Origin of the sequence: Pseudomonas sp. GZJR-8, assembly GCF_002916705.1 — a bacterium.
Taxonomy (GTDB): domain Bacteria; phylum Pseudomonadota; class Gammaproteobacteria; order Pseudomonadales; family Pseudomonadaceae; genus Aquipseudomonas; species Aquipseudomonas synxantha_A.
Map to the genome: position 1 here is coordinate 1 of NZ_JXSI01000004.1, position 19,513 is coordinate 19,513.

Here is a 19,513-nt window from a genome sequence, read left to right on the forward strand (position 1 = left end):
GACTGCGCCGGAAGTGGGGCGAATTATAGGCTTCCAGAATCTGCCGTCAACTCTTAATTCTGCTTTTCTATCAATTAGTTAGAGTTGATTAAAAAACCACCACCACTTATAGGAACGCCATGAGTGCCCTCTATATAGAAGGAATCATTCAGACGATGCCCGCCTCCTTCAACGCAGCCACATTAGCTGCCCCTAACCCCAAAATCCCCTGCAGCACCTGAAGCGTGTGCTCCCCCAGGAGAGGTGGTGCATTTCGATATTCCACTGGCGTCTTGGACAAGCGTATCGGGCTGGCAACCTGAGGCACCATCCCCGCCAGCGCATGGGGAAGCTCCATCGCCAGGCCGCGCGCCTGGACCTGAGGATCGGAGAAAACTTGCGCCAGATCATTGATCGGTCCACACGGCACGCCCACTCGCTCCAATTGCGACACCCACTCAGCCGTTGTCTTGAAGACAGTCGCCTGGCGGATCAACGGAATCAGCGCAGCACGGTTGGCCACTCGCGCCTGGTTAGTGGCGAAACGCGGGTCATCCCCCCATTGCGGCTGCCCAGCAACTTCAGCGAACTTGCGGAACTGGCCGTCATTACCCACCGTCAGGATGAAATCACCATCAGCCGTAGGAAAGTCCTGATACGGCACGATGTTCGGATGCGCATTGCCCAGGCGTTTTGGCGAGACTCCGGTGGTCAGGTAATTCATCGCCTGATTAGCCAGGCAAGCCACCTGCACATCCAGCAGCGCCATATCGATATGTTGCCCACCGCCATCATGATCGCGGTGAGCCAACGCTGCCAGGATCGCGACGGTCGAATAGAGTCCCGTGAGAATATCGGTCAATGCCACACCGACTTTCACCGGCCCTGCGCCCTCATCACCTTCAGGCCGGCCGGTCAGGCTCATCAACCCACCCAGCCCTTGAATCATGAAGTCGTAGCCGGCACGCGCGGCATAAGGCCCCGTCTGCCCAAAGCCCGTGATCGAGCAGTAGATCAACTCAGGATTTATCTCCTTGAGCGACTCGTAATCCAGCCCATAAGCCGCCAGACCACCCACTTTGAAGTTCTCGATCAGGATGTCTGACTTGGCCGCCAGATCACGCACCAGTTTCTGCCCTTCAGGCTTAGTGAAGTCGATGGTCACCGATTCTTTATTTCGGTTGGCGGACAGATAGTACGCCGCCTCACTGGTATTTTCGCCGTATGCGTCCTTGAGGAAGGGCGGCCCCCAGGCGCGCGTGTCATCACCGCTGCCTGGCCTTTCGACCTTGATCACCTCGGCCCCAAGGTCCGCAAGAATCTGCCCGGACCAAGGGCCCGCCAGTACACGCGATAAATCCAGTACCCGCAGGTGGGAAAGCGCGCCCATGTCCGTGCTCCTATTAATAGAACGCCTGAAGACCGGTCTGTGCGCGCCCAAGAATCAAGGCATGCACGTCGTGGGTTCCCTCATAGGTATTGACCACTTCGAGGTTGACCAGGTGGCGCGCCACCCCGAATTCGTCGGAGATGCCGTTGCCGCCCAACATATCGCGGGCCATGCGGGCGATGTCCAGGGACTTGCCACACGAGTTACGCTTCATGATCGATGTAATCTCGACCGCTGCGGTCCCCTCGTCTTTCATCCGCCCCAGACGCAGGCAACCTTGCAGAGCCAAGGTGATCTCGGTCTGCATATCGGCCAGCTTCTTCTGGATCAACTGCGTTGCAGCCAATGGCCGACCAAACTGCTGACGATCCAGGGTGTACTGGCGCGCGGTATGCCAGCAGAACTCAGCAGCCCCCAACGCCCCCCAGGAGATACCGTAGCGCGCCGAATTCAGGCAAGTAAAAGGCCCCTTCAAGCCACGCACATCCGGAAAAATGTTCTCGTCCGGCACAAACACGTTATCCATGACAATTTCGCCGGTAATGGACGCTCGCAAGCCGACCTTGCCGTGAATCGCCGGGGCGCTAAGGCCCTTCCAACCTTTTTCCAGGACGAAACCACGGATATCGCCTGCATCATCTTTGCCCCACACCACAAACACGTCGGCTATCGGGCTGTTGGTGATCCACATCTTCGCGCCGGTCAGGCTGTAGCCGCCATCTACCTTTCGCGCACGGGTAATCATCGCGCCCGGATCAGAACCATGGTTGGGTTCGGTGAGCCCGAAACAGCCAATCCATTCGCCGGACGCCAATTTCGGCAGGTATTTTTGTTTTTGCGCCTCGGTGCCGAACTCATTGATCGGCACCATGACCAGTGACGACTGAACACTCATCATCGAACGATAGCCGGAGTCGACACGCTCCACCTCACGCGCAATCAGCCCGTAGCTGACGTAGTTCAAGCCGCTGCCACCGTACTGCTCGGGAATCATCGCCCCCAGCAAACCGGTTTCTCCCATCTCACGGAAAATAGCGGGATCAGTCTTTTCATGACGGAAGGCTTCGAGCACGCGAGGGGCCAGCTTGTCCTGAGCAAACTGCTCGGCACTGTCACGCACCATGCGCTCCTCTTCGGTGAGCTGTTGATCCAGCAGCAGTGGATCGATCCAGTTGAAGCTTGCCTTGCCAGCCATGAATAAGTCCTCGCGGATAAAAACTGAAGTCGTGATTCAGACTAGGCCGGCCACGCGCAGAGGGCAAACGAGGTTTCTGCATAGGGTTGTGCTAATTTCTCACTCCGTAATACTCGAAAAGCCCATAAATGCGCCTTATCTTTGAGGGCAACGTACATGCGCAGAAAAATACCTAGCACCACCGCGCTTATCAGCTTCGAAGCGGCAGCCCGTCACGAAAGCTTCACCAAGGCGGCACAGGAGCTTTCCATCACCCAAGGCGCCATCTGTCGACAGATCGCCAGCCTTGAGGAGTTTTTAAGTGTCGAACTGTTTCGCCGCTCGCGTCGCGGGGTGAAGCTGACAGAGGCAGGGCTCTCTTACAGCCGCAGAGTTGCTACACAGCTGGACGCCGTAGAGCGCGACACCCTCTCGGTCATGGGTCAGCAGGGCACCAACGCCATCGAGTTGGCGGTGGTACCGACCTTCGGCACGCAATGGCTGATTCCACGCCTCAAGGACTTTCAGGACCGGCACCCGGAGGTGACCGTGAATCTGACCAATCGGACACGCCCGTTCCTGTTCGCCGACACCGCGTTCGACGCCGCGATCTACTTCGGCGATGCCGATTGGTCCGGCACAGAGTCACACCGGCTGATGGGAGAAAACCCTGTCCCGGTGTGCAGTCCACACTTACTTGGAGGCCGCGCGCACTTAACTCCTCAAGAGATCGCCGAATTACCGCTGCTACAGCAGACAACACGCCCCTATGCCTGGCGTCAGTGGTTCAACGCGCAACAGCTGAGTCTGCCTCGCGACATGACAGGCCCTCGATACGAGCTATTCTCGATGTTGTCCCAAGCGGCTATGCATGACATGGGCATCGCACTGATACCTCCCTTCCTCATCCAGCGCGAGCTGAAGGAGCAGCGACTGGTGATTGCGAGCACCGAAACGCTAAGCAGCGAAAAGGCGTACTACCTCATGATTCCCGATAAAAAAGTCGAATCGGCCTCCCTACACGCATTCAAGGACTGGCTGATTGAACAATCAAAGCGCTACAACCCCGGCATTTAAAGGATAAAGCTGCTTTGTTGACCCTGTAGTCAGGTTAATTTGAATCCTACAGATATACGTATATGTCGCATTTAGACAGTCTGTACCGGTTGAGCAAAAACAAGGCTCAAAGCCATGATCTACAGGGCTTGTAGCGACTAATACCAGCCTATAAGCGACCATTCACATGGGCGATTGGAAAACATCGAGTAAATGCCCTTGAGCCTTTAATGACTTGTATTTAAAGAGGTTATTCAAGGCGGTTGCGACAATCAGTCACAGGGTGACTTGTAGTTAATTTTTCGTCACCCGTCATAATCTCTTGAAGGCCGTAAAGTTCGCCTGCAAAATGCCGCGCCCCGCTGTCATTTCAGCGGGATCGTGCTGATCGGTCGCCCCAGTTGCGCCACTCGCGGTGCACTGGCCTTTTTACAAAAAGATCAAAAGCAAAAAGATCATGCAGGAGATTTGACGTGCACATTGGTGTTCCTCTCGAAACCCAGACCGGTGAAACGCGGGTGGCTGCCACCCCGGAAACCATCAAGAAGCTGATCGGCCAGGGCCATAAGGTCACTGTACAAAGCGGTGCAGGCATCAACGCCAGCATCGTCGACAGTGCTTATGAAACGGCAGGCGCAACCATTGGCAGTGCCAGCGATGCGTTCGGCGCCGAGCTGATCCTCAAGGTGGTTGCCCCCAGCGACAGCGAACTGGCGCTGATCAAAAGCGGCACCGTATTGGTGGGCATGCTCAATCCGTTCAGCAACGAAACCATCGCCAAGCTTGCCGAATGCGGCATCACCGCCTTCGCCCTCGAAGCCGCGCCACGCACTTCACGGGCCCAAAGCCTCGACGTGCTGTCTTCGCAAGCCAATATCGCCGGTTACAAGGCTGTGTTGCTGGCCGCTCATCACTACCCGCGCTTCATGCCGATGCTGATGACCGCCGCCGGCACTGTGAAAGCTGCGCGCGTGTTGATCCTCGGCGCCGGTGTCGCGGGCCTGCAAGCTATCGCCACGGCAAAACGCCTGGGCGCGGTCATCGAAGCGTCCGACGTCCGTCCGGCGGTAAAAGAGCAAATCGAATCCCTGGGCGCCAAGTTCGTCGACGTGCCCTACGAAACCGATGAAGAGCGTGAATGCGCCGTCGGTGTCGGCGGCTACGCGCGCCCGATGCCCACCAGCTGGATGCAGCGCCAGGCCCTGGCCGTGCACGAACGCGCGAAGCAGGCCGACATCGTCATCACCACCGCACTGATTCCAGGCCGCAAGGCACCTACCCTGCTTAGCGCCGATACCGTCGCGCAGATGAAACCCGGCTCGGTGGTCATCGACCTCGCCGCAGCTCAGGGCGGCAACTGCCCGTTGACCGTCGCTGACCAAGTCGTGGTGGAAAACGGTGTGATCATCTGCGGCCCGACCAACCTGGCAGGCGCTGTCGCCGCAGATGCCTCGGCCTTGTACGCGCGCAACCTGCTGGACTTCCTGAAGCTGGTCTTCACCAAGGAAGGGCAGTTTGAAATCAACCTCGAAGACGACATCGTCGCCGCGTGCCTGATGTGCCGCGACGGCCAAGTCATCCGCAAAAACGCCTAAGCAGGGATTCAGACGATGGAAGAGCTTATCTCCCCCGGTATCTACAACCTGATCATCTTTGTGCTGGCGATTTATGTCGGTTACCACGTGGTCTGGAACGTTACCCCCGCGCTGCATACGCCATTAATGGCAGTGACAAACGCGATTTCCGCGATCGTGATTGTGGGCGCCATGCTGGCCGCCGCCCTCACCGTGACGCCGTTGGGCAAGACGATGGGCACCCTGGCGGTAGCTTTGGCTGCGGTTAACGTGTTCGGCGGTTTCCTGGTTACGCGTAGGATGCTTGAGATGTTCAAGAAGAAAGCGCCCAAAGCTGTGAAAGAAGAGGTGCAGAAGTAATGAGCATGAATCTGGTGACGACGCTCTACCTGATCGCGTCGATCTGCTTCATCCAGGCCCTCAAAGGCCTGTCGCACCCCACCACCTCCCGACGCGGCAACCTGTTCGGCATGCTCGGCATGGCACTGGCGGTGCTGACCACCGTAGGCCTGATCTATAAGCTCGGCGCGGAGCTGGCCACCGCCGGTATCGGCTACGTCATCGTCGGCCTGCTGGTCGGCGGCACGGCCGGCTCGATCATGGCCAAACGCGTAGAGATGACCAAGATGCCGGAGCTGGTGGCGTTCATGCATAGCATGATCGGCCTGGCAGCGGTGTTTATCGCGATTGCAGCGGTCGTCGAGCCGCAATCCTTGGGTATCGTCAAACACTTGGGCGATTCGATCCCGGCCGGTAACCGCCTGGAGCTGTTCCTCGGTGCCGCCATCGGTGCTATCACCTTCTCCGGCTCGGTGATCGCATTCGGCAAGCTGTCGGGTAAGTACAAGTTCCGCCTGTTCCAAGGCGCACCGGTACAGTTTGGTGGGCAACACAAGCTGAACCTTGTGCTCGGCTTGGCAACCCTGGGCCTGGGCCTGGCGTTCATGTTCACCGGCAACCTCACTGCGTTCGCGCTGATGCTGGCCCTGGCCTTCGTGCTGGGCGTGCTGATCATCATCCCGATCGGCGGCGCCGACATGCCGGTAGTGGTATCGATGCTCAACAGTTATTCCGGCTGGGCAGCGGCGGGCATTGGTTTCTCGCTGAACAACTCGATGCTGATCATCGCCGGCTCCCTGGTCGGCTCCAGCGGCGCGATCCTGTCTTACATCATGTGCAAGGCGATGAACCGCTCCTTCTTTAATGTACTGCTGGGCGGTTTCGGCAATACGCCAGACGCCGGTGCAGCAGCTGGCTCGAAAGAAGCTCGGCCGGTGAAGTCCGGCTCGGCCGACGACGCTACCTTCCTGCTGACCAACGCCGACACGGTCATCATCGTGCCGGGCTATGGCTTGGCTGTCGCACGGGCACAACACGCGCTTAAAGAGCTGACCGAGAAGCTCACCCATCGCGGCGTCACCGTGAAGTACGCGATCCACCCGGTGGCGGGCCGTATGCCTGGGCATATGAACGTGCTGCTGGCCGAGGCCGAAGTGCCTTACGACCAGGTGTTCGAGATGGAAGACATCAACTCTGAGTTCGGCCAGGCTGACGTGGTGCTGGTGTTGGGCGCCAACGATGTGGTCAACCCGGCGGCCAAGAACGATCCGAACTCACCGATTGCCGGTATGCCGATCCTCGAGGCGTTCAAGGCCAAGACCATCATCGTCAACAAGCGCTCGATGGCCAGCGGCTATGCAGGCCTGGATAACGAGTTGTTCTACCTGGACAAGACCATGATGGTCTTCGGTGATGCCAAGAAGGTCATCGAAGATATGGTCAAAGCCGTCGAATAACACTGCGCTAGCGCAATACCCGAAACCCTGGCCTCACGTAGGCTGGGGTTTTTTATTAGCGGATGAAACCCGACCAAAGGCTCTAAATCGCCACCTGGCATTCGACCATGGTAGCGGGCCGAAACTTTTTGAAATCACTACACTGCCCACCTTGCTTCCGTAGCCTGAGATAACAATTCATGTACCGTGATCGTATCCGCTTGCCTTCGTTGTTGAACAAGGTCATGAGCGCGGCAGACGCCGCTGCACTGATCGAGGACGGCATGACCGTCGGCATGAGCGGCTTCACCCGCGCCGGTGAAGCCAAGGCCGTCCCCCACGCCCTGGCCGAACGCGCCAAGACTTCGCCCCTCAAAATCACCCTGATGACCGGCGCCAGCCTGGGCAACGACCTGGACAAGCAACTGACTGAAGCTGGCGTACTGTCGCGACGCATGCCGTTTCAAGTCGACAGCACGCTACGCAAAGCGATCAATGCTGGCGAGGTGATGTTTATTGACCAGCACCTATCGGAAACCGTCGAGCAACTGCGCAACAACCAGCTCAAGTTGCCGGACATTGCGGTAATCGAAGCAGTCGCCATCACTGAACAAGGGCACATCGTGCCCACCACGTCCGTAGGCAACTCAGCCAGCTTCGCAATTTTTGCCAAGCACGTGATCGTCGAGATCAACCTCGCGCACAATCCGAACCTGGAAGGGCTGCATGACATCTATATCCCGACCTACCGGCCGACGCGCACGCCTATCCCGCTGGTGAAGGTCGACGACCGCATTGGCAGCACTGCGATTCCGATCCCGCCAGAGAAAATCGTCGCTATCGTGGTCACTAACCAGGCCGACTCTGCCTCAACCGTGACGCCGCCTGACGGTGACACTCAAGGCATCGCCAACCACCTGATCAACTTCCTCAAGCAGGAAGTTGACGCCGGACGCATGACCAACAAACTCGGCCCGCTGCAAGCCGGGATCGGCAACATTGCCAACGCGGTGATGTGTGGCTTGATCGATTCGCCCTTCGAAGATCTGACGATGTACTCGGAAGTGCTGCAGGATTCGACCTTCGACCTGATCGACGCCGGTAAGCTGAGCTTCGCATCCGGCAGCTCGATTACCTTGTCGGAGCGCCGCAATGCCGACGTTTTCGGCAACCTGGAGCACTACAAGGACAAGCTGGTACTGCGCCCACAGGAAATCTCCAACCATCCTGAAGTGGTGCGCCGCCTGGGCATCATCGGTATCAACACCGCGCTGGAGTTCGATATCTACGGCAACGTCAACTCCACCCACGTCTGCGGCACGCGGATGATGAATGGCATTGGCGGCTCCGGGGACTTCGCGCGCAACGCGCACCTGGCAATCTTTGTCACCAAATCGATTGCCAAGGGGGGCGCGATTTCCAGCGTGGTGCCGATGGTCAGCCATGTGGACCACACCGAACATGACGTGGACATTCTCGTCACCGAAGTGGGCTTGGCCGATCTGCGCGGCCTGGCACCGCGGGAGCGTGCGCGGGTGATCATCGACAACTGTGTGCATCCGGCCTACCGCGACGCGCTCAATACTTACTTCGAAGCCGCCTGCGCCATCGGTGGGCACACGCCGCATATCCTGCGCCAGGCACTGAGTTGGCACATCAACCTGGAAGAAACCGGGCATATGCTCAAGGCTTGATGAATACAGATCCGAGCTGATGCAACTACAGTTTCATCAGCTCGGCAGCCTAGCCAGTGTCTATGCAAAAAACTGTACTACTGTACCGCTCATTTCCTACTTAAATATCCCACAACTCATCTTGAAAACACCCACTTCGCACCTTTTGGGTGCGAACAGGTACAGTTGCCCCATTTCCGTACCGTACAGCCGTATTAAACAGTTAACTGGCCCCTCACAATACAGGTGAACTGTATCTAGAGAGTCTTGCGCCGGAGGAGGATCATTGGCATCAGTTAAACCACTACCTAATCCCGCCACAAGCGGAAGGATGTCATCATGGAACGTACACTCAGTTCCGAACTGTTCTTCGAAGAGAAAGCTGTAAACACCAACGCTTCCCTGCCTTTGCGCGTTCTCGCCAACCTGATGTTGTGGCAGCGCCGCATCTCCAGCCGCCACCAATTGGCTCGCCTGGATTCGCGTCTGCTGGCTGACGCCGGTATCAGCGAAGCTCAACGCTACGAAGAGCTGAGCAAGCCGTTCTGGCGCTAAGCAGCGCCCGCTGGCCCTGACCCACCGGGTCCACCGCCAGCACTCTGATTTGTTAAAGCAAAGCCCGCCCCGGGTAACCGGAGGCGGGCTTTGTTGTTTCTGCGAAAGGGCATTGAATCGGTAGGATTTCCACCTACAGGTACAGTTTTAATAAAATTATTATTAACCAGTACAGTTAAATTACAGGCTTCCTGTTGCACCGGTCCAAGCCTAATATCCACTCACCACGTGGCGAACCCTGTAGAGCGAGCGTCTGATGCTCAACAGTCCCAGTCCGTCTCACTGTGGCCGCGTCGCGCCACCTTATTTCGTCTACAGGAGTTACCCCATGTCCCGCCTTCGCCTGCTGTGCACCGCCGCTGTGCTGACCCTGGCCGCCAACGCTAACGCGAGCAGCTTCATCATGACCACCGACTCGATCGTTGGCGCCCTGAAAGCCACTTCCGACGCCACCTCCGATGCGACCTCCTCCCTGCGCGACAATAAGGTCGTACAGGCCGCCCGTGATGACGCAGCCAGCTTCGTCGCCAGCGAAGGCGCTATCCGTGGCGTGAAACTGGAAAGCGCCCTGGCCCACATCCGCCAGCAAGCGCCGCAACTGGCCATCGCTACCGATGCACAGCTGGCACAGGCAATCCTGGCGATCTGATCTGCGGCAACAGACGGGAGCGCCTGCCGCTCCCGAATGCCTCGGCGCTGGCCCTCGCCTGGTCATTGCGCTAGCCTTGGCGCTCGTTTTCAGTTGTCGAGTCCCATGGCTTTTTCATACCGCCTGTTGATTGTTCCCGTACTGTTTTGCGCCTGCTGGTCACCCTTGGCTTTGGCCATGGATGTGTCCACCCAGAGCACCGTTGTCAGCGTGTATGCCACCGGCAAGGTGACCTCTGCGCCGTTCGACAACAAGTTGGTGATGGCCGCTCAGGATGATGCTGCCGCTTTCATTGCCACTGACGGCCAATGGCGGGGCGCACGCCTGGAGTCCGCGCTGGATTATCTGCGCCACAGTCGGCCAAAACTTCATGCGAGCGACCTTGAACTGGCGCAAGCAATTCTCGTCCAATAGTTATCTTTGTATTTCGGAGTCACTCGATGCGTAGCCCGTTGATCGTCGCCGCCCTCGGCCTGCTGTTTTTGGTCGATGTCGCCCAGGCGCAAACCTTGAAGGCCACCAGCAACATCATCGTGCGTGCGTCGGCGCGCACCATTGATTTCACCTCAGACACCACCACGTCCATCCGCGACTCCAAAATCGTGCGCGAAGCCCACGACGACGCCGCCAGCTTCGTAGCCACGAATGGAGAGATCCGTGGTGCCCAGCTTGAAGCTGCGTTCGATACCCTTCGCACCCGCGTGCCAGAAGCCCGTGATGCCAGCGACCAGACCCTCGCCGAAGCTATCCTCGCTCTGTGAGGCGCATCAAAACCTGGCTCCTGGCCGGGGTTGTGCTGTTGTGTGCAAGTACAGCCCAGGCCAGCCTGCAACTGCGGCTCAAAACCGATGGTTTGAGCCCGGCCGAACAGCAGGCCAGCCAGGCATTGCTCGATGAAGCGCTGCGCGCCTTGCCGCCACGTTTTGTCGAGCAATTGGATCGGCGGATTGATGTCGGCTGGACCGACAAGATGCCTGAAGATGCCTATGGTCAGGCGTCCCTGGTGTCCGAGCTGGACCTTAATCAAAACCTGCTCGCCAGCCTGACCGACGGCAGCGCCGCCACCCTCAAAACCAATCGCCCCCACGGCACCGTGCGCCAGGAATTGCTCGCCACGGTGCTGCATGAACTGACCCACATCTATGACCGCGCACGCCTGTGGCCCAAAGACGAGCGCGCACTGATCCAGCGTTGCAGTCGCCAGAACAACATTACCGGCTTGATCGGCCTGCCCGATCAATGCCGTGGCCAGAACGACCGGCGCTTCACTCTCAGTGATGATCCCCGCCTGCTGGACCTCGCCGGCTGGCCACAATATGTCGGCCGCCGCGGCGAGCGTGAACAGCATAACAATCAGGTGGTGCGCAGCCCGGACATCTACGAAACCACCAGCCCGTTGGAGTTCGTGGCGGTCAACATGGAGTACTTCCTCCTCGACCCCAGCTACGCCTGCCGACGCCCCGCGCTGTTCCGCTATTACAAGGAACATTTCGGCTGGGCGCCGCCCGAACAGCAACCCTGTGCCAAGACATACCCGTTCCTGAACGCCGGCAATGACTTCGCCAAGACGCCACTGGGGCAAATAGACCCGGAGCGGGTGTATGAAATCGACTACCTGCTCGCCGAAGCCAACCAGAATCTGGTGAGCCGCTGGGGCCATAGCATGCTGCGGCTGGTGATCTGCGCGCCAGGTCGCCCGCGTGGCCCTGACTGTCGGCTGGATCTGGACCGCCACCTGGTGCTGTCCTACCGCGCCTTCGTCGGTGACGTACAGCTGTCGAGCTGGGATGGCCTGGTGGGCAAGTACCCGTCGCGATTGTTCGTATTGCCGCTGGCCCAGGTCATCGATGAATACACCAAGACCGAATTACGAGGCCTGGCGTCGGTACCGCTGAAGCTCAACCGCCAGGAAATCAACGACACCGTCGAGCATGCGGCTGAAATGCACTGGAGCTATGACGGCAACTATTTCTTTATCTCCAACAACTGTGCGGTTGAAAGCCTGAAACTGTTACGCAGTGGCAGTGCCAACCCGCAACTGACCGGCCTGGACAACATCACCCCCAACGGTTTGCTGCAAGTGCTCAGCGCACGTGGCCTGGCCGATACCAGCGTATTGAATGACAAGCGTGAGGCGTTGCGCCTGGGGTACCACTTCGACTCATTCCGCGAACGCTACCAGGCGATGTTCGATGTACTGCGCAAGCGCCTGCCGATCAAGCAGACCCAGGTCGAAGACTGGCTGGCCCTGGATGCGCAAGCGCGCCGCCAGTGGTTCAGCCAGGCCGACCTGCGTACCAGCGCTGCATTGTTGTTGCTTGAACAAGCCAGCTATCGCAAGCAACTGATGCTCGCTCAGGACGAAGTCAAACAGCGCTATCTCAATGCCCGCGAGCTGAAAAATGGCGGCATGGAGAAAGCCAACAACACGCTGCAACAGATCCTCGCCAACAGTGGCTTTCTCAGTCGCCCGGCCGAGTTGCTCGACAGTGGCGGCTATGGCCTACCGCAACCTTCGGAAGCCAAGCGCCTGGAGTCGGAGAGCGCCGAACGTCAGAAGCAGTTGCAATCATTGACCGGCGAGCTGGATAAAGAGGTGAGGGCGCTGCTCGATCCGGCCCGCGCTGCCGAGATTGCGGCCTGTGAGGCCAACCTCAAGCAGTTGGGTGAGCATCTGCGTGCGCTGCATAAAGCGGCCGGCGGCCTCGAACTGCCCTAAAAACATAGCGGTACACAATCAAATTGTGGGAGGGGGCTTGCTCCCGATAGCGGTGTATCAGTCACTGGAAATATTGACTGAACTCCAGCTATCGGGAGCAAGCCCCCTCCCACATTTTTATCTGCATGAGCCTTAAAACCGTGTGTCACCAGTTTCTCCAGCGAAAGCTGGCTGAAAGCTTACCCGTCTAGGATCGCCCCAACTGCCGGCAACAGACCGGCTGTAAACAACAACAATGGTGATTCCCGATGTCCGCTCGTACCCGCCTGTTCGCACCCACTCCACCCGTACGCCTCGTGCCTTTCGTTCTGCGCTGACCCTCACCCGGTTCGCCATTCCCTAGCCGCGCTACGCCTGGAGTATTCCTATGCTGACTTTCCTTGGCTTTGCCATGGTCATCACGTTCATGTTCCTGATCATGACCAAGCGCCTGTCTGCGCTGATCGCCTTGATCATCGTGCCCATCCTGTTTGCACTGTTCGGCGGTTTCGCGCCGAAGATCGGCCCAATGATGCTTGAAGGCATCACCAAGCTCGCGCCAACTGGCGTGATGCTGATGTTCGCCATCCTCTACTTTGCCTTGATGATCGACTCCGGCCTGTTCGACCCGGCCGTGCGCAAGATCCTCAAGATGGTCAAGGGCGACCCGCTGAAAGTCTCGGTCGGCACTGCCGTGCTGGCTTTGGTGGTATCCCTGGACGGTGATGGCGCCACCACCTACATGATCTGCGTCGCCGCCATGCTGCCGCTGTACCAGCGCATAGGCATGAGCCCGCGGATCATGGCCGGTCTGATCATTCTCGCCGGCGGTGTAATGAACATGACACCCTGGGGTGGCCCGACGGCTCGTGCGGCCAGTGCGTTGCATGTTGATCCGTCCGACATCTTCGTACCGATGATTCCGGCCATGGCCGCTGGCGTCGTGGCGATCCTGGTAATTGCCTACATGTACGGCAAGCGTGAGCGCGCACGCCTGGGTGAACTGCACCTGCAGGGCGACGAGATCGACCACAGCGAAATCAGCGTGTCGCAATTCCCCGACGCCCGCCGCCCGAAACTGATCTGGTTCAACGGCGCCCTCACCCTGGCCCTGATGTGCACCCTGATTGCCGGCCTGTTGCCGCTGCCGGTGCTGTTTATGGTGGCGTTCAGTATCGCGATGATCGTCAACTACCCGTGCCTGCAACAGCAGAAAGACCGCGTCGCGGCCCACGCCGGCAGCGTCTTGGCGGTCGTCGGATTGATCTTCGCCGCCGGGATCTTCACAGGCATCCTGTCGGGCACCGGCATGGTCGACGCCATGTCAAAAAGCCTGCTGGCGGTCATCCCGGAAGCCATGGGCCCGTACCTGGCAGTGATCACTGCGCTGGTGAGCATGCCGTTCACCTTCTTCATGTCCAACGATGCGTTCTATTACGGCGTACTGCCAGTATTGGCCGAAGCGGCCAGTCACTACGGCATCACCGCGGTAGAAATGGCCCGTGCGTCGATCGTCGGGCAACCCGTGCACCTGCTCAGCCCGCTGGTACCTTCGACTTACTTGCTGGTGGCGCTGGCGGGTATTGAGTTCGGCGACCACCAACGCTTCACCTTGAAGTGGGCAGTGCTGGTATGCCTGTGCATAATGTTCGCCGCATTGCTGATGGGGATTTTTCCGCTGTTCAGCACTCTATAATCGTACTGACTCACCGCGCGGCGCTACAGCTTGCGCGGTTTAACACTTGCTCAAAGGAATACACATGGAATGGCTGACCAATCCGGAAATCTGGATTGCCTTCTTCACCCTGACGGCTCTCGAGATCGTCCTGGGCATCGATAACATCATCATGATTTCGATCCTGGTCAGCCGCATGCCCAAGCATATGCAGGCGCGCACCCGGATCTTCGGCCTGGCACTGGCCATGGTCACGCGCATCCTGTTGCTGCTGTCGATCACCTGGGTCATGCAACTGACCGCCGACCTGTTCGTGGTGTTTGGCCAGGGCATTTCCGGCCGTGACCTGATCCTGTTCTTCGGTGGCCTGTTCCTGCTGTGGAAAAGCTCCCAGGAGATGTACCACGCCCTGGAAGGGGAAGACGAAACCAACGACGAGCCTAAAGGCGCCGGTGGCAAGTTCATCTACACCATCATCCAGATCGCCATCATCGACATCGTGTTCTCCCTGGACTCGGTGATCACCGCCGTCGGCATGGTTTCCCATGTGCCGGTGATGGTAGCTGCAATCGTCGTGGCCGTACTGGTGATGATGCTGGCTGCCGGCACCATCAGCGAGTTCATCGACAAGCACCCGTCGCTGAAAATGCTGGCGCTGTCGTTCCTGCTGGTGGTGGGTACCGTGCTGATCGCCGAATCCTTCGACGTGCATGTGCCAAAAGGCTATGTCTACTTCGCCATGGCGTTCTCGCTGGCAGTGGAAGCGGTGAACATCAAGATGCGTACCGCCATCGCCAAAAAGAAGAAGCAGCAGGATCCAGTGAAACTGCGTAAAGACATTCCGGGTCAATAAACCTGACCCGCTGCTGAAATGGGGCGCTTGCGCCCCATTTTTTCGTCTGCCAAAAAGCTGATTTCATGACAGTTTTGTTTCAATCCCCACTTTAGCTATGCGATGCTGGCGCAGAGCCCATTCGCCAACTACAGCTTAAGTACAAGACGTAGAACGGCACGCGGTAACTTTCCTTCGCTCCTCTTGGAGCGCACCCACACGGGGGGCCGAGCATGCTGACCCTGCTCAATCTGCTTTCCGCCGTGACCCTGCTTATCTGGGGCACGCACATCGTCCGTACCGGCATCCTGCGGGTCTACGGCTCCAACTTGCGCCAAGTCATCGGGCAGAACATGTCCAAGCGCTGGCTGGCCTTTATCGCCGGGATCCTGGTGACCGCCATGGTGCAAAGCAGCAACGCCACGGCGATGCTGGTCACTTCCTTTGTCGGCCAGGGTTTGATGAGCCTTACACCGGCCTTGGCCACCATGCTTGGCGCCGACGTCGGTACCGCGCTGATGGCGCGGGTGCTGACCTTCGACTTGTCCTGGCTGTCGCCGCTGCTGATCTTCCTTGGGGTGATTTTCTTCCTGTCGCGCAAACAGACGCGGGCAGGGCAGTTGGGCCGGGTGGGGATCGGCCTTGGGCTGATCATCCTTGCGCTGCAATTGATCGTCGAGGCCGCCGGGCCCATCACCCATGCCCAGGGCGTCAAGGTGATCTTCGCCTCGCTGACCGGCGATATCTTGCTCGACGCCCTGGTCGGCGCGCTGTTCGCAATGATTTCCTACTCCAGCCTCGCCGCCGTGCTGCTTACGGCCACCCTGGCCGGCGCCGGCGTGATCGGTTTGCACGTGGCCATCGGCCTGGTGATCGGCGCCAATATCGGCAGCGGTGTGCTGGCATTTCTAAGCACCAGCATGCAAAACACCGCCGGCCGCCAAGTGGCCCTGGGCAGCCTGTTGTACAAACTGATCGGCCTGTTGCTGATCATTCCTGTGCTTGACCCGCTCGTGGGCTGGATGGACGGTCTGGACTACAGCGCACAAGGCATGGTCATCACCTTTCACCTGCTCTATAACGTCACGCGCTGCTTGATTCTGCTGCCCACCATTGGCCCTATGGCGCGGCTGTGCGCCTGGCTGTTGCCCGAGCGCGAAGAAACCAATGGCAAGGCCAAACCACGCCACCTCGACCTGGCCGCGCTCACCACGCCGAGCCTGGCCTTAGCCAACGCCGCCCGCGAAACCCTGCGCCTGGGTGACCTGATCGACAATATGCTCACCTCCATGCAGGAGGTGCTGCGCGGTAATCAAACCGCAATCACCCAGCAGATGCGCAGCCTCAGCGATGATGTCGAGGCGCTCTATAGCGCGATCAAACTCTACCTGGCGCAAATGCCCCGTGAAGACCTGAGCGAACAAGACAACCGCCGCTGGGCGGAGATCATCGAGTTGTCGATCAACCTGAAACTGGCGGGTGACTTGATCGAACGCATGTTGCGCAAGGTCCAGCAGCAGAAAACCTCGCAGCGGCGGCAATTTTCCGAAGTGGGCCTGGAAGAACTCAGCGGTTTGCACAGCCAGCTGATCGCCAACCTGCGCCTGGGTCTGTCGGTGTTCCTCAGCGGCGACCCGGAGAGCGCTCGCCAATTGCTGCGTGAAAAGCGCCGCTTCCGCGCCCAGGAACGTCGCCTGGCTCACGCCCATGTCAGCCGCCTGCAGCGCAAAATCGTACAGAGCCTGGAAACCAGCTCCCTGCACCTGGAGCTGATCGCCGACATGAAACGCTTGAACTCGTTGTTTTGCAGCAGCGCTTATGTAGTCTTGGAAACGTCCGACACTGGCGCACTCTCCACCGAAGATATTGCCGACATCACCCATTCGCCCTGAACGTACGACGGCCAGTGAAGTCAGTTAACAATGGACCTCACTCGCCAGGAAGCTTGTTATGCGTCGCCTGTTACTCGCCTGCCTGCTTCTAGGATCGGCACACACCTTTGCCTTCGACCGTCAGCAAGTCGAGGGCTACACCTTGCCCAACGGCCTGCAGCTGCTGCTCAAACCGGGCACCGAGCGCGGGCACGTTGCCATCCGCCTGGTGGTCGGCGTGGGCCTGGATGACTTCGGTTGCGAAGACAAAGAGCTGCCACACCTGTTCGAACACCTGCTGTTCAGCGGCATCGACGGCGGTGGCGAGGGCGACCTCGAAGACCGCATGCAAGCGTTGGGCGGCGAATGGAACGCCTACACCAGCAACGCCGACACCACATTCGTCATCGAGGCCCCCGCGCACAACCAGCGCAAGGTGCTGGACCTGCTGCTGGCAATCCTGACCCGCACGCAGTTGACCGATGCCAATATCAACGCCGCCAAGCAGGTGGTCGAGCGCGAAGACGGCGGCCATTATTCGCACCTGCAACGTTTGCTGGATCGCCAAGACCTGGGCCACAGCGCCAGCAACCAATTAGCCGTCGAGTTGGGGCTCAAATGCGCCGAACGCGCGCAGGTCGGCCACCTGACCCGCGATCAGTTGGAGAAACTGCGCAAAGCCTGGTACGCGCCCAACAACATGACCCTGATCGTCGTCGGCGATCTGGACAAGCTGCTGCCAGCCTACCTGGAACGCACCTACGGCCAGCTCGACCCGGTAGACCCGAGCGAGCATCGCCCGCTGCCGCAGATCCAGCACACCGCCGCCCGCCAGCGCGACCTGGTGCATGGCTGGGTCGGCGATGGCGCCAAACTGCACTGGCTGTTCCCCGAGCCGGTGCTGGACGACCAGCATGACGAAACCTACGACCTGCTCAAGGATTATCTCGATTGGGCGCTGTATCGACAACTGCGCCTGAAGCACGGTTTGTCCTACGGTCCGTGGAGCGAACGCGAAGTGCTGGGCGGCGTAGGCTTCCTGAGCCTGAACGCCGACCTCGAACGGGAAAATCTCCCTGAAGCCGAGCAAGTCTTGCAAGACCTCAAGGCACAACTGCTCAAGGACGGCCTCGACCCGAAGGTGTTCACTCGCCTGCAGCAGGCTGCCATTGCCCGCCAAGCCTGGGCGGTACAGGGCAACAGTGCGTTGGCCGATTATTACTGGAGTGCCGCCGGCGACTACGCTGACGGCCGCTTCAGCGACCCGGTCAAGCGCATCAAGGCAGTAAGCCTTTCGCAAACCAACCAGGCGATGCGCGAGGTCTTCAAGCAACCGGGCTACTGGCGCATCGAAAAGCCGTTGTTGAGCTATGACGCCCTGACCTGGATAGGTGCGGGCGTTCTTGGGCTCATCGCCATAGTGTTGATTGGCGTTCGGCGTTATCGCCAACGGATCATGGAATGAAGCACCGAGCCCAGCGCTAAGACGTTATTCTGTCTGGGATTTTTTCCTACAAAGACTGCGAACCGCCGAATGCCAAACCTGACCCATCTAATCCAGCGCATCCTCGAACTGATCAAGCGCTACCCAGGGGTAATTGCACTCGGCGGTTTTATCTCGGGTGTGGGCAGCTTCATCCTGGTGGACCGCCAGCAAGGCATGGCCAGCTGGATCGCCGTCATCATGCTGGTCAGTTGGTTGTGGCTGATGCTGGAAAACAGCTTCACCCAACTGTTTGCCAAGCTCTTCAAGCGCGAGATCCCGGAACCGCTGCTGCGCTATGCCACGCAGATGATCCACCAGGAAAGCCTGTTCTTTGTGCTGCCGTTCTTTTTCGTCACCACCGCCTGGAACAGCGGCCAATCGCTGTTCACCGGCCTGCTCGGCGCGGCGGCACTGGTGTCGATCATCGACCCGCTGTACTACAAGTGGCTGGCGCCCAAGCGCTCGCTGTTCCTGGCCCTGCACACCCTGACCTTGTTTGCCGCATTGCTCACCGCGCTGCCGATTATCATGCACCTGACCACTGCCCAGAGTTACAAGCTGGCGCTGGGCGTGGCCATGGCGCTGTCGATCCCGAGCCTGGCGGTCAGCCTGCCGCTGCGCAGCCTCAAAGGCTGGGCGATGCTGCTGGGGGTCACGGCGGCGATCGGTTGCGCCGGCTGGTTCCTGCGCAGTTGGGTGCCGCCGGCCACCCTGTGGATGACCGAAGTCGCCATCAGCACCCAACTGCAGGATCGCACCCCGGGCGATGACCTCAAGGAGGTCACCGCCGACCAGTTGCGCAGCGGTGGCCTCTACGCCTACACCGCGATCAACGCCCCACGCGGGCTGGATGAGCGGATCTACCATGTGTGGAAATTCAACGGCAAGGAAGTCGACCGCATTGCCCTGGATATCCATGGTGGGCGCAAGGAGGGCTATCGCGCCTGGACGCACAAGCAGAATTTCCCGGGCGACGCAGCGGGGCGCTGGCAAGTGCAGGTCCTCACCGAGGACGGCCAGGTGATCGGCGTCTTGCGCTTCAAGGTGATCGACACAGCACAAGCGGACAACCCAAAGTAGGTCAGATCGTGCTATTACGTAGCCATTGTGGATAGCCAAACAAGCT

Annotated in this window: 17 protein-coding genes; 15 read left to right on the forward strand and 2 right to left on the reverse strand. The window is 59.1% G+C overall.

The genetic code is table 11. The features are described from left to right. Positions 1 to 148: 148 nt before the first annotated feature. Together TK42_RS09045 and TK42_RS09050 are read right to left on the reverse strand one after the other, a co-directional pair. Positions 149 to 1,369: a CaiB/BaiF CoA-transferase family protein gene (locus TK42_RS09045; RefSeq protein WP_032878530.1), complete on the reverse strand. Its 1,221-nt coding sequence runs from the start codon at positions 1,367 to 1,369 to the stop codon at positions 149 to 151. Positions 1,370 to 1,382: 13 nt separating this feature from the next. Then, complete coding sequence (locus TK42_RS09050) at positions 1,383 to 2,564, reverse strand: acyl-CoA dehydrogenase (RefSeq protein ID WP_005783512.1); 1,182 nt, start codon at positions 2,562 to 2,564, stop codon at positions 1,383 to 1,385. Between the two features lie 156 nt (positions 2,565 to 2,720). On the opposite strand from TK42_RS09050, the gene TK42_RS09055 reads away from it, so the two are divergent. The 15 genes from TK42_RS09055 (at position 2,721) to TK42_RS09125 (ending at position 19,467) form a co-directional block, all read left to right on the forward strand. Beyond that, positions 2,721 to 3,620, forward strand: a complete 900-nt coding sequence (locus tag TK42_RS09055; RefSeq protein WP_005783510.1) for a LysR family transcriptional regulator — start codon at positions 2,721 to 2,723, stop codon at positions 3,618 to 3,620. Between the two features lie 452 nt (positions 3,621 to 4,072). Beyond that, complete coding sequence (locus TK42_RS09060) at positions 4,073 to 5,194, forward strand: Re/Si-specific NAD(P)(+) transhydrogenase subunit alpha (RefSeq protein ID WP_005783509.1); 1,122 nt, start codon at positions 4,073 to 4,075, stop codon at positions 5,192 to 5,194. 15 nt (positions 5,195 to 5,209) lie between these two features. Continuing rightward, on the forward strand, positions 5,210 to 5,533 hold the full coding sequence (locus TK42_RS09065) for an NAD(P) transhydrogenase subunit alpha (RefSeq protein WP_005783507.1): 324 nt from the start codon (positions 5,210 to 5,212) through the stop codon (positions 5,531 to 5,533). Continuing rightward, positions 5,533 to 6,969, forward strand: coding sequence for an NAD(P)(+) transhydrogenase (Re/Si-specific) subunit beta (locus tag TK42_RS09070; RefSeq protein ID WP_005783504.1), 1,437 nt, complete (start codon positions 5,533 to 5,535; stop codon positions 6,967 to 6,969). The genes TK42_RS09065 and TK42_RS09070 overlap by 1 nt, the downstream gene beginning before the upstream one ends. Positions 6,970 to 7,148: 179 nt before the next feature. After that, a complete protein-coding gene (locus TK42_RS09075) occupies positions 7,149 to 8,642 on the forward strand; it encodes an acetyl-CoA hydrolase/transferase family protein (RefSeq protein ID WP_032878531.1) in 1,494 nt (497 codons plus the stop codon). Between the two features lie 318 nt (positions 8,643 to 8,960). Beyond that, positions 8,961 to 9,176, forward strand: coding sequence for a DUF1127 domain-containing protein (locus TK42_RS09080; protein WP_005783500.1), 216 nt, complete (start codon positions 8,961 to 8,963; stop codon positions 9,174 to 9,176). Between the two features lie 328 nt (positions 9,177 to 9,504). Next, the gene (locus tag TK42_RS09085) at positions 9,505 to 9,825 is read left to right on the forward strand and encodes a DUF2388 domain-containing protein (protein ID WP_032878532.1); all 321 of its coding nucleotides are present in this window, start codon (positions 9,505 to 9,507) and stop codon (positions 9,823 to 9,825) included. Positions 9,826 to 9,930: 105 nt separating this feature from the next. Beyond that, entirely contained in the window at positions 9,931 to 10,239 is a 309-nt protein-coding gene (locus tag TK42_RS09090; RefSeq protein ID WP_032878533.1) for a DUF2388 domain-containing protein, read from the forward strand. A gap of 26 nt (positions 10,240 to 10,265) precedes the next feature. Further along, positions 10,266 to 10,586, forward strand: coding sequence for a DUF2388 domain-containing protein (locus tag TK42_RS09095; protein ID WP_005783494.1), 321 nt, complete (start codon positions 10,266 to 10,268; stop codon positions 10,584 to 10,586). Then, entirely contained in the window at positions 10,583 to 12,544 is a 1,962-nt protein-coding gene (locus tag TK42_RS09100; RefSeq protein WP_103734065.1) for a DUF4105 domain-containing protein, read from the forward strand. Before TK42_RS09095 ends, TK42_RS09100 begins: the two co-directional genes overlap by 4 nt. A 367-nt stretch (positions 12,545 to 12,911) precedes the next feature. Beyond that, entirely contained in the window at positions 12,912 to 14,219 is a 1,308-nt protein-coding gene (locus TK42_RS09105) for a CitMHS family transporter (RefSeq protein ID WP_003187405.1), read from the forward strand. A gap of 64 nt (positions 14,220 to 14,283) precedes the next feature. Continuing rightward, positions 14,284 to 15,051, forward strand: a complete 768-nt coding sequence (locus TK42_RS09110; RefSeq protein ID WP_005783489.1) for a TerC family protein — start codon at positions 14,284 to 14,286, stop codon at positions 15,049 to 15,051. 212 nt (positions 15,052 to 15,263) lie between these two features. Continuing rightward, positions 15,264 to 16,922: a Na/Pi cotransporter family protein gene (locus TK42_RS09115; RefSeq protein ID WP_005783487.1), complete on the forward strand. Its 1,659-nt coding sequence runs from the start codon at positions 15,264 to 15,266 to the stop codon at positions 16,920 to 16,922. 58 nt (positions 16,923 to 16,980) lie between these two features. Further along, positions 16,981 to 18,366 carry a pitrilysin family protein gene (locus TK42_RS09120; RefSeq protein WP_078822730.1) on the forward strand — a complete coding sequence of 462 codons (1,386 nt, stop codon included), beginning with the start codon at positions 16,981 to 16,983 and terminating at the stop codon, positions 18,364 to 18,366. A 69-nt stretch (positions 18,367 to 18,435) separates the two neighbouring features. Beyond that, complete coding sequence (locus TK42_RS09125; RefSeq protein WP_005783485.1) at positions 18,436 to 19,467, forward strand: DUF5924 family protein; 1,032 nt, start codon at positions 18,436 to 18,438, stop codon at positions 19,465 to 19,467. The last annotated feature ends 46 nt before the right edge of the window (positions 19,468 to 19,513 follow it).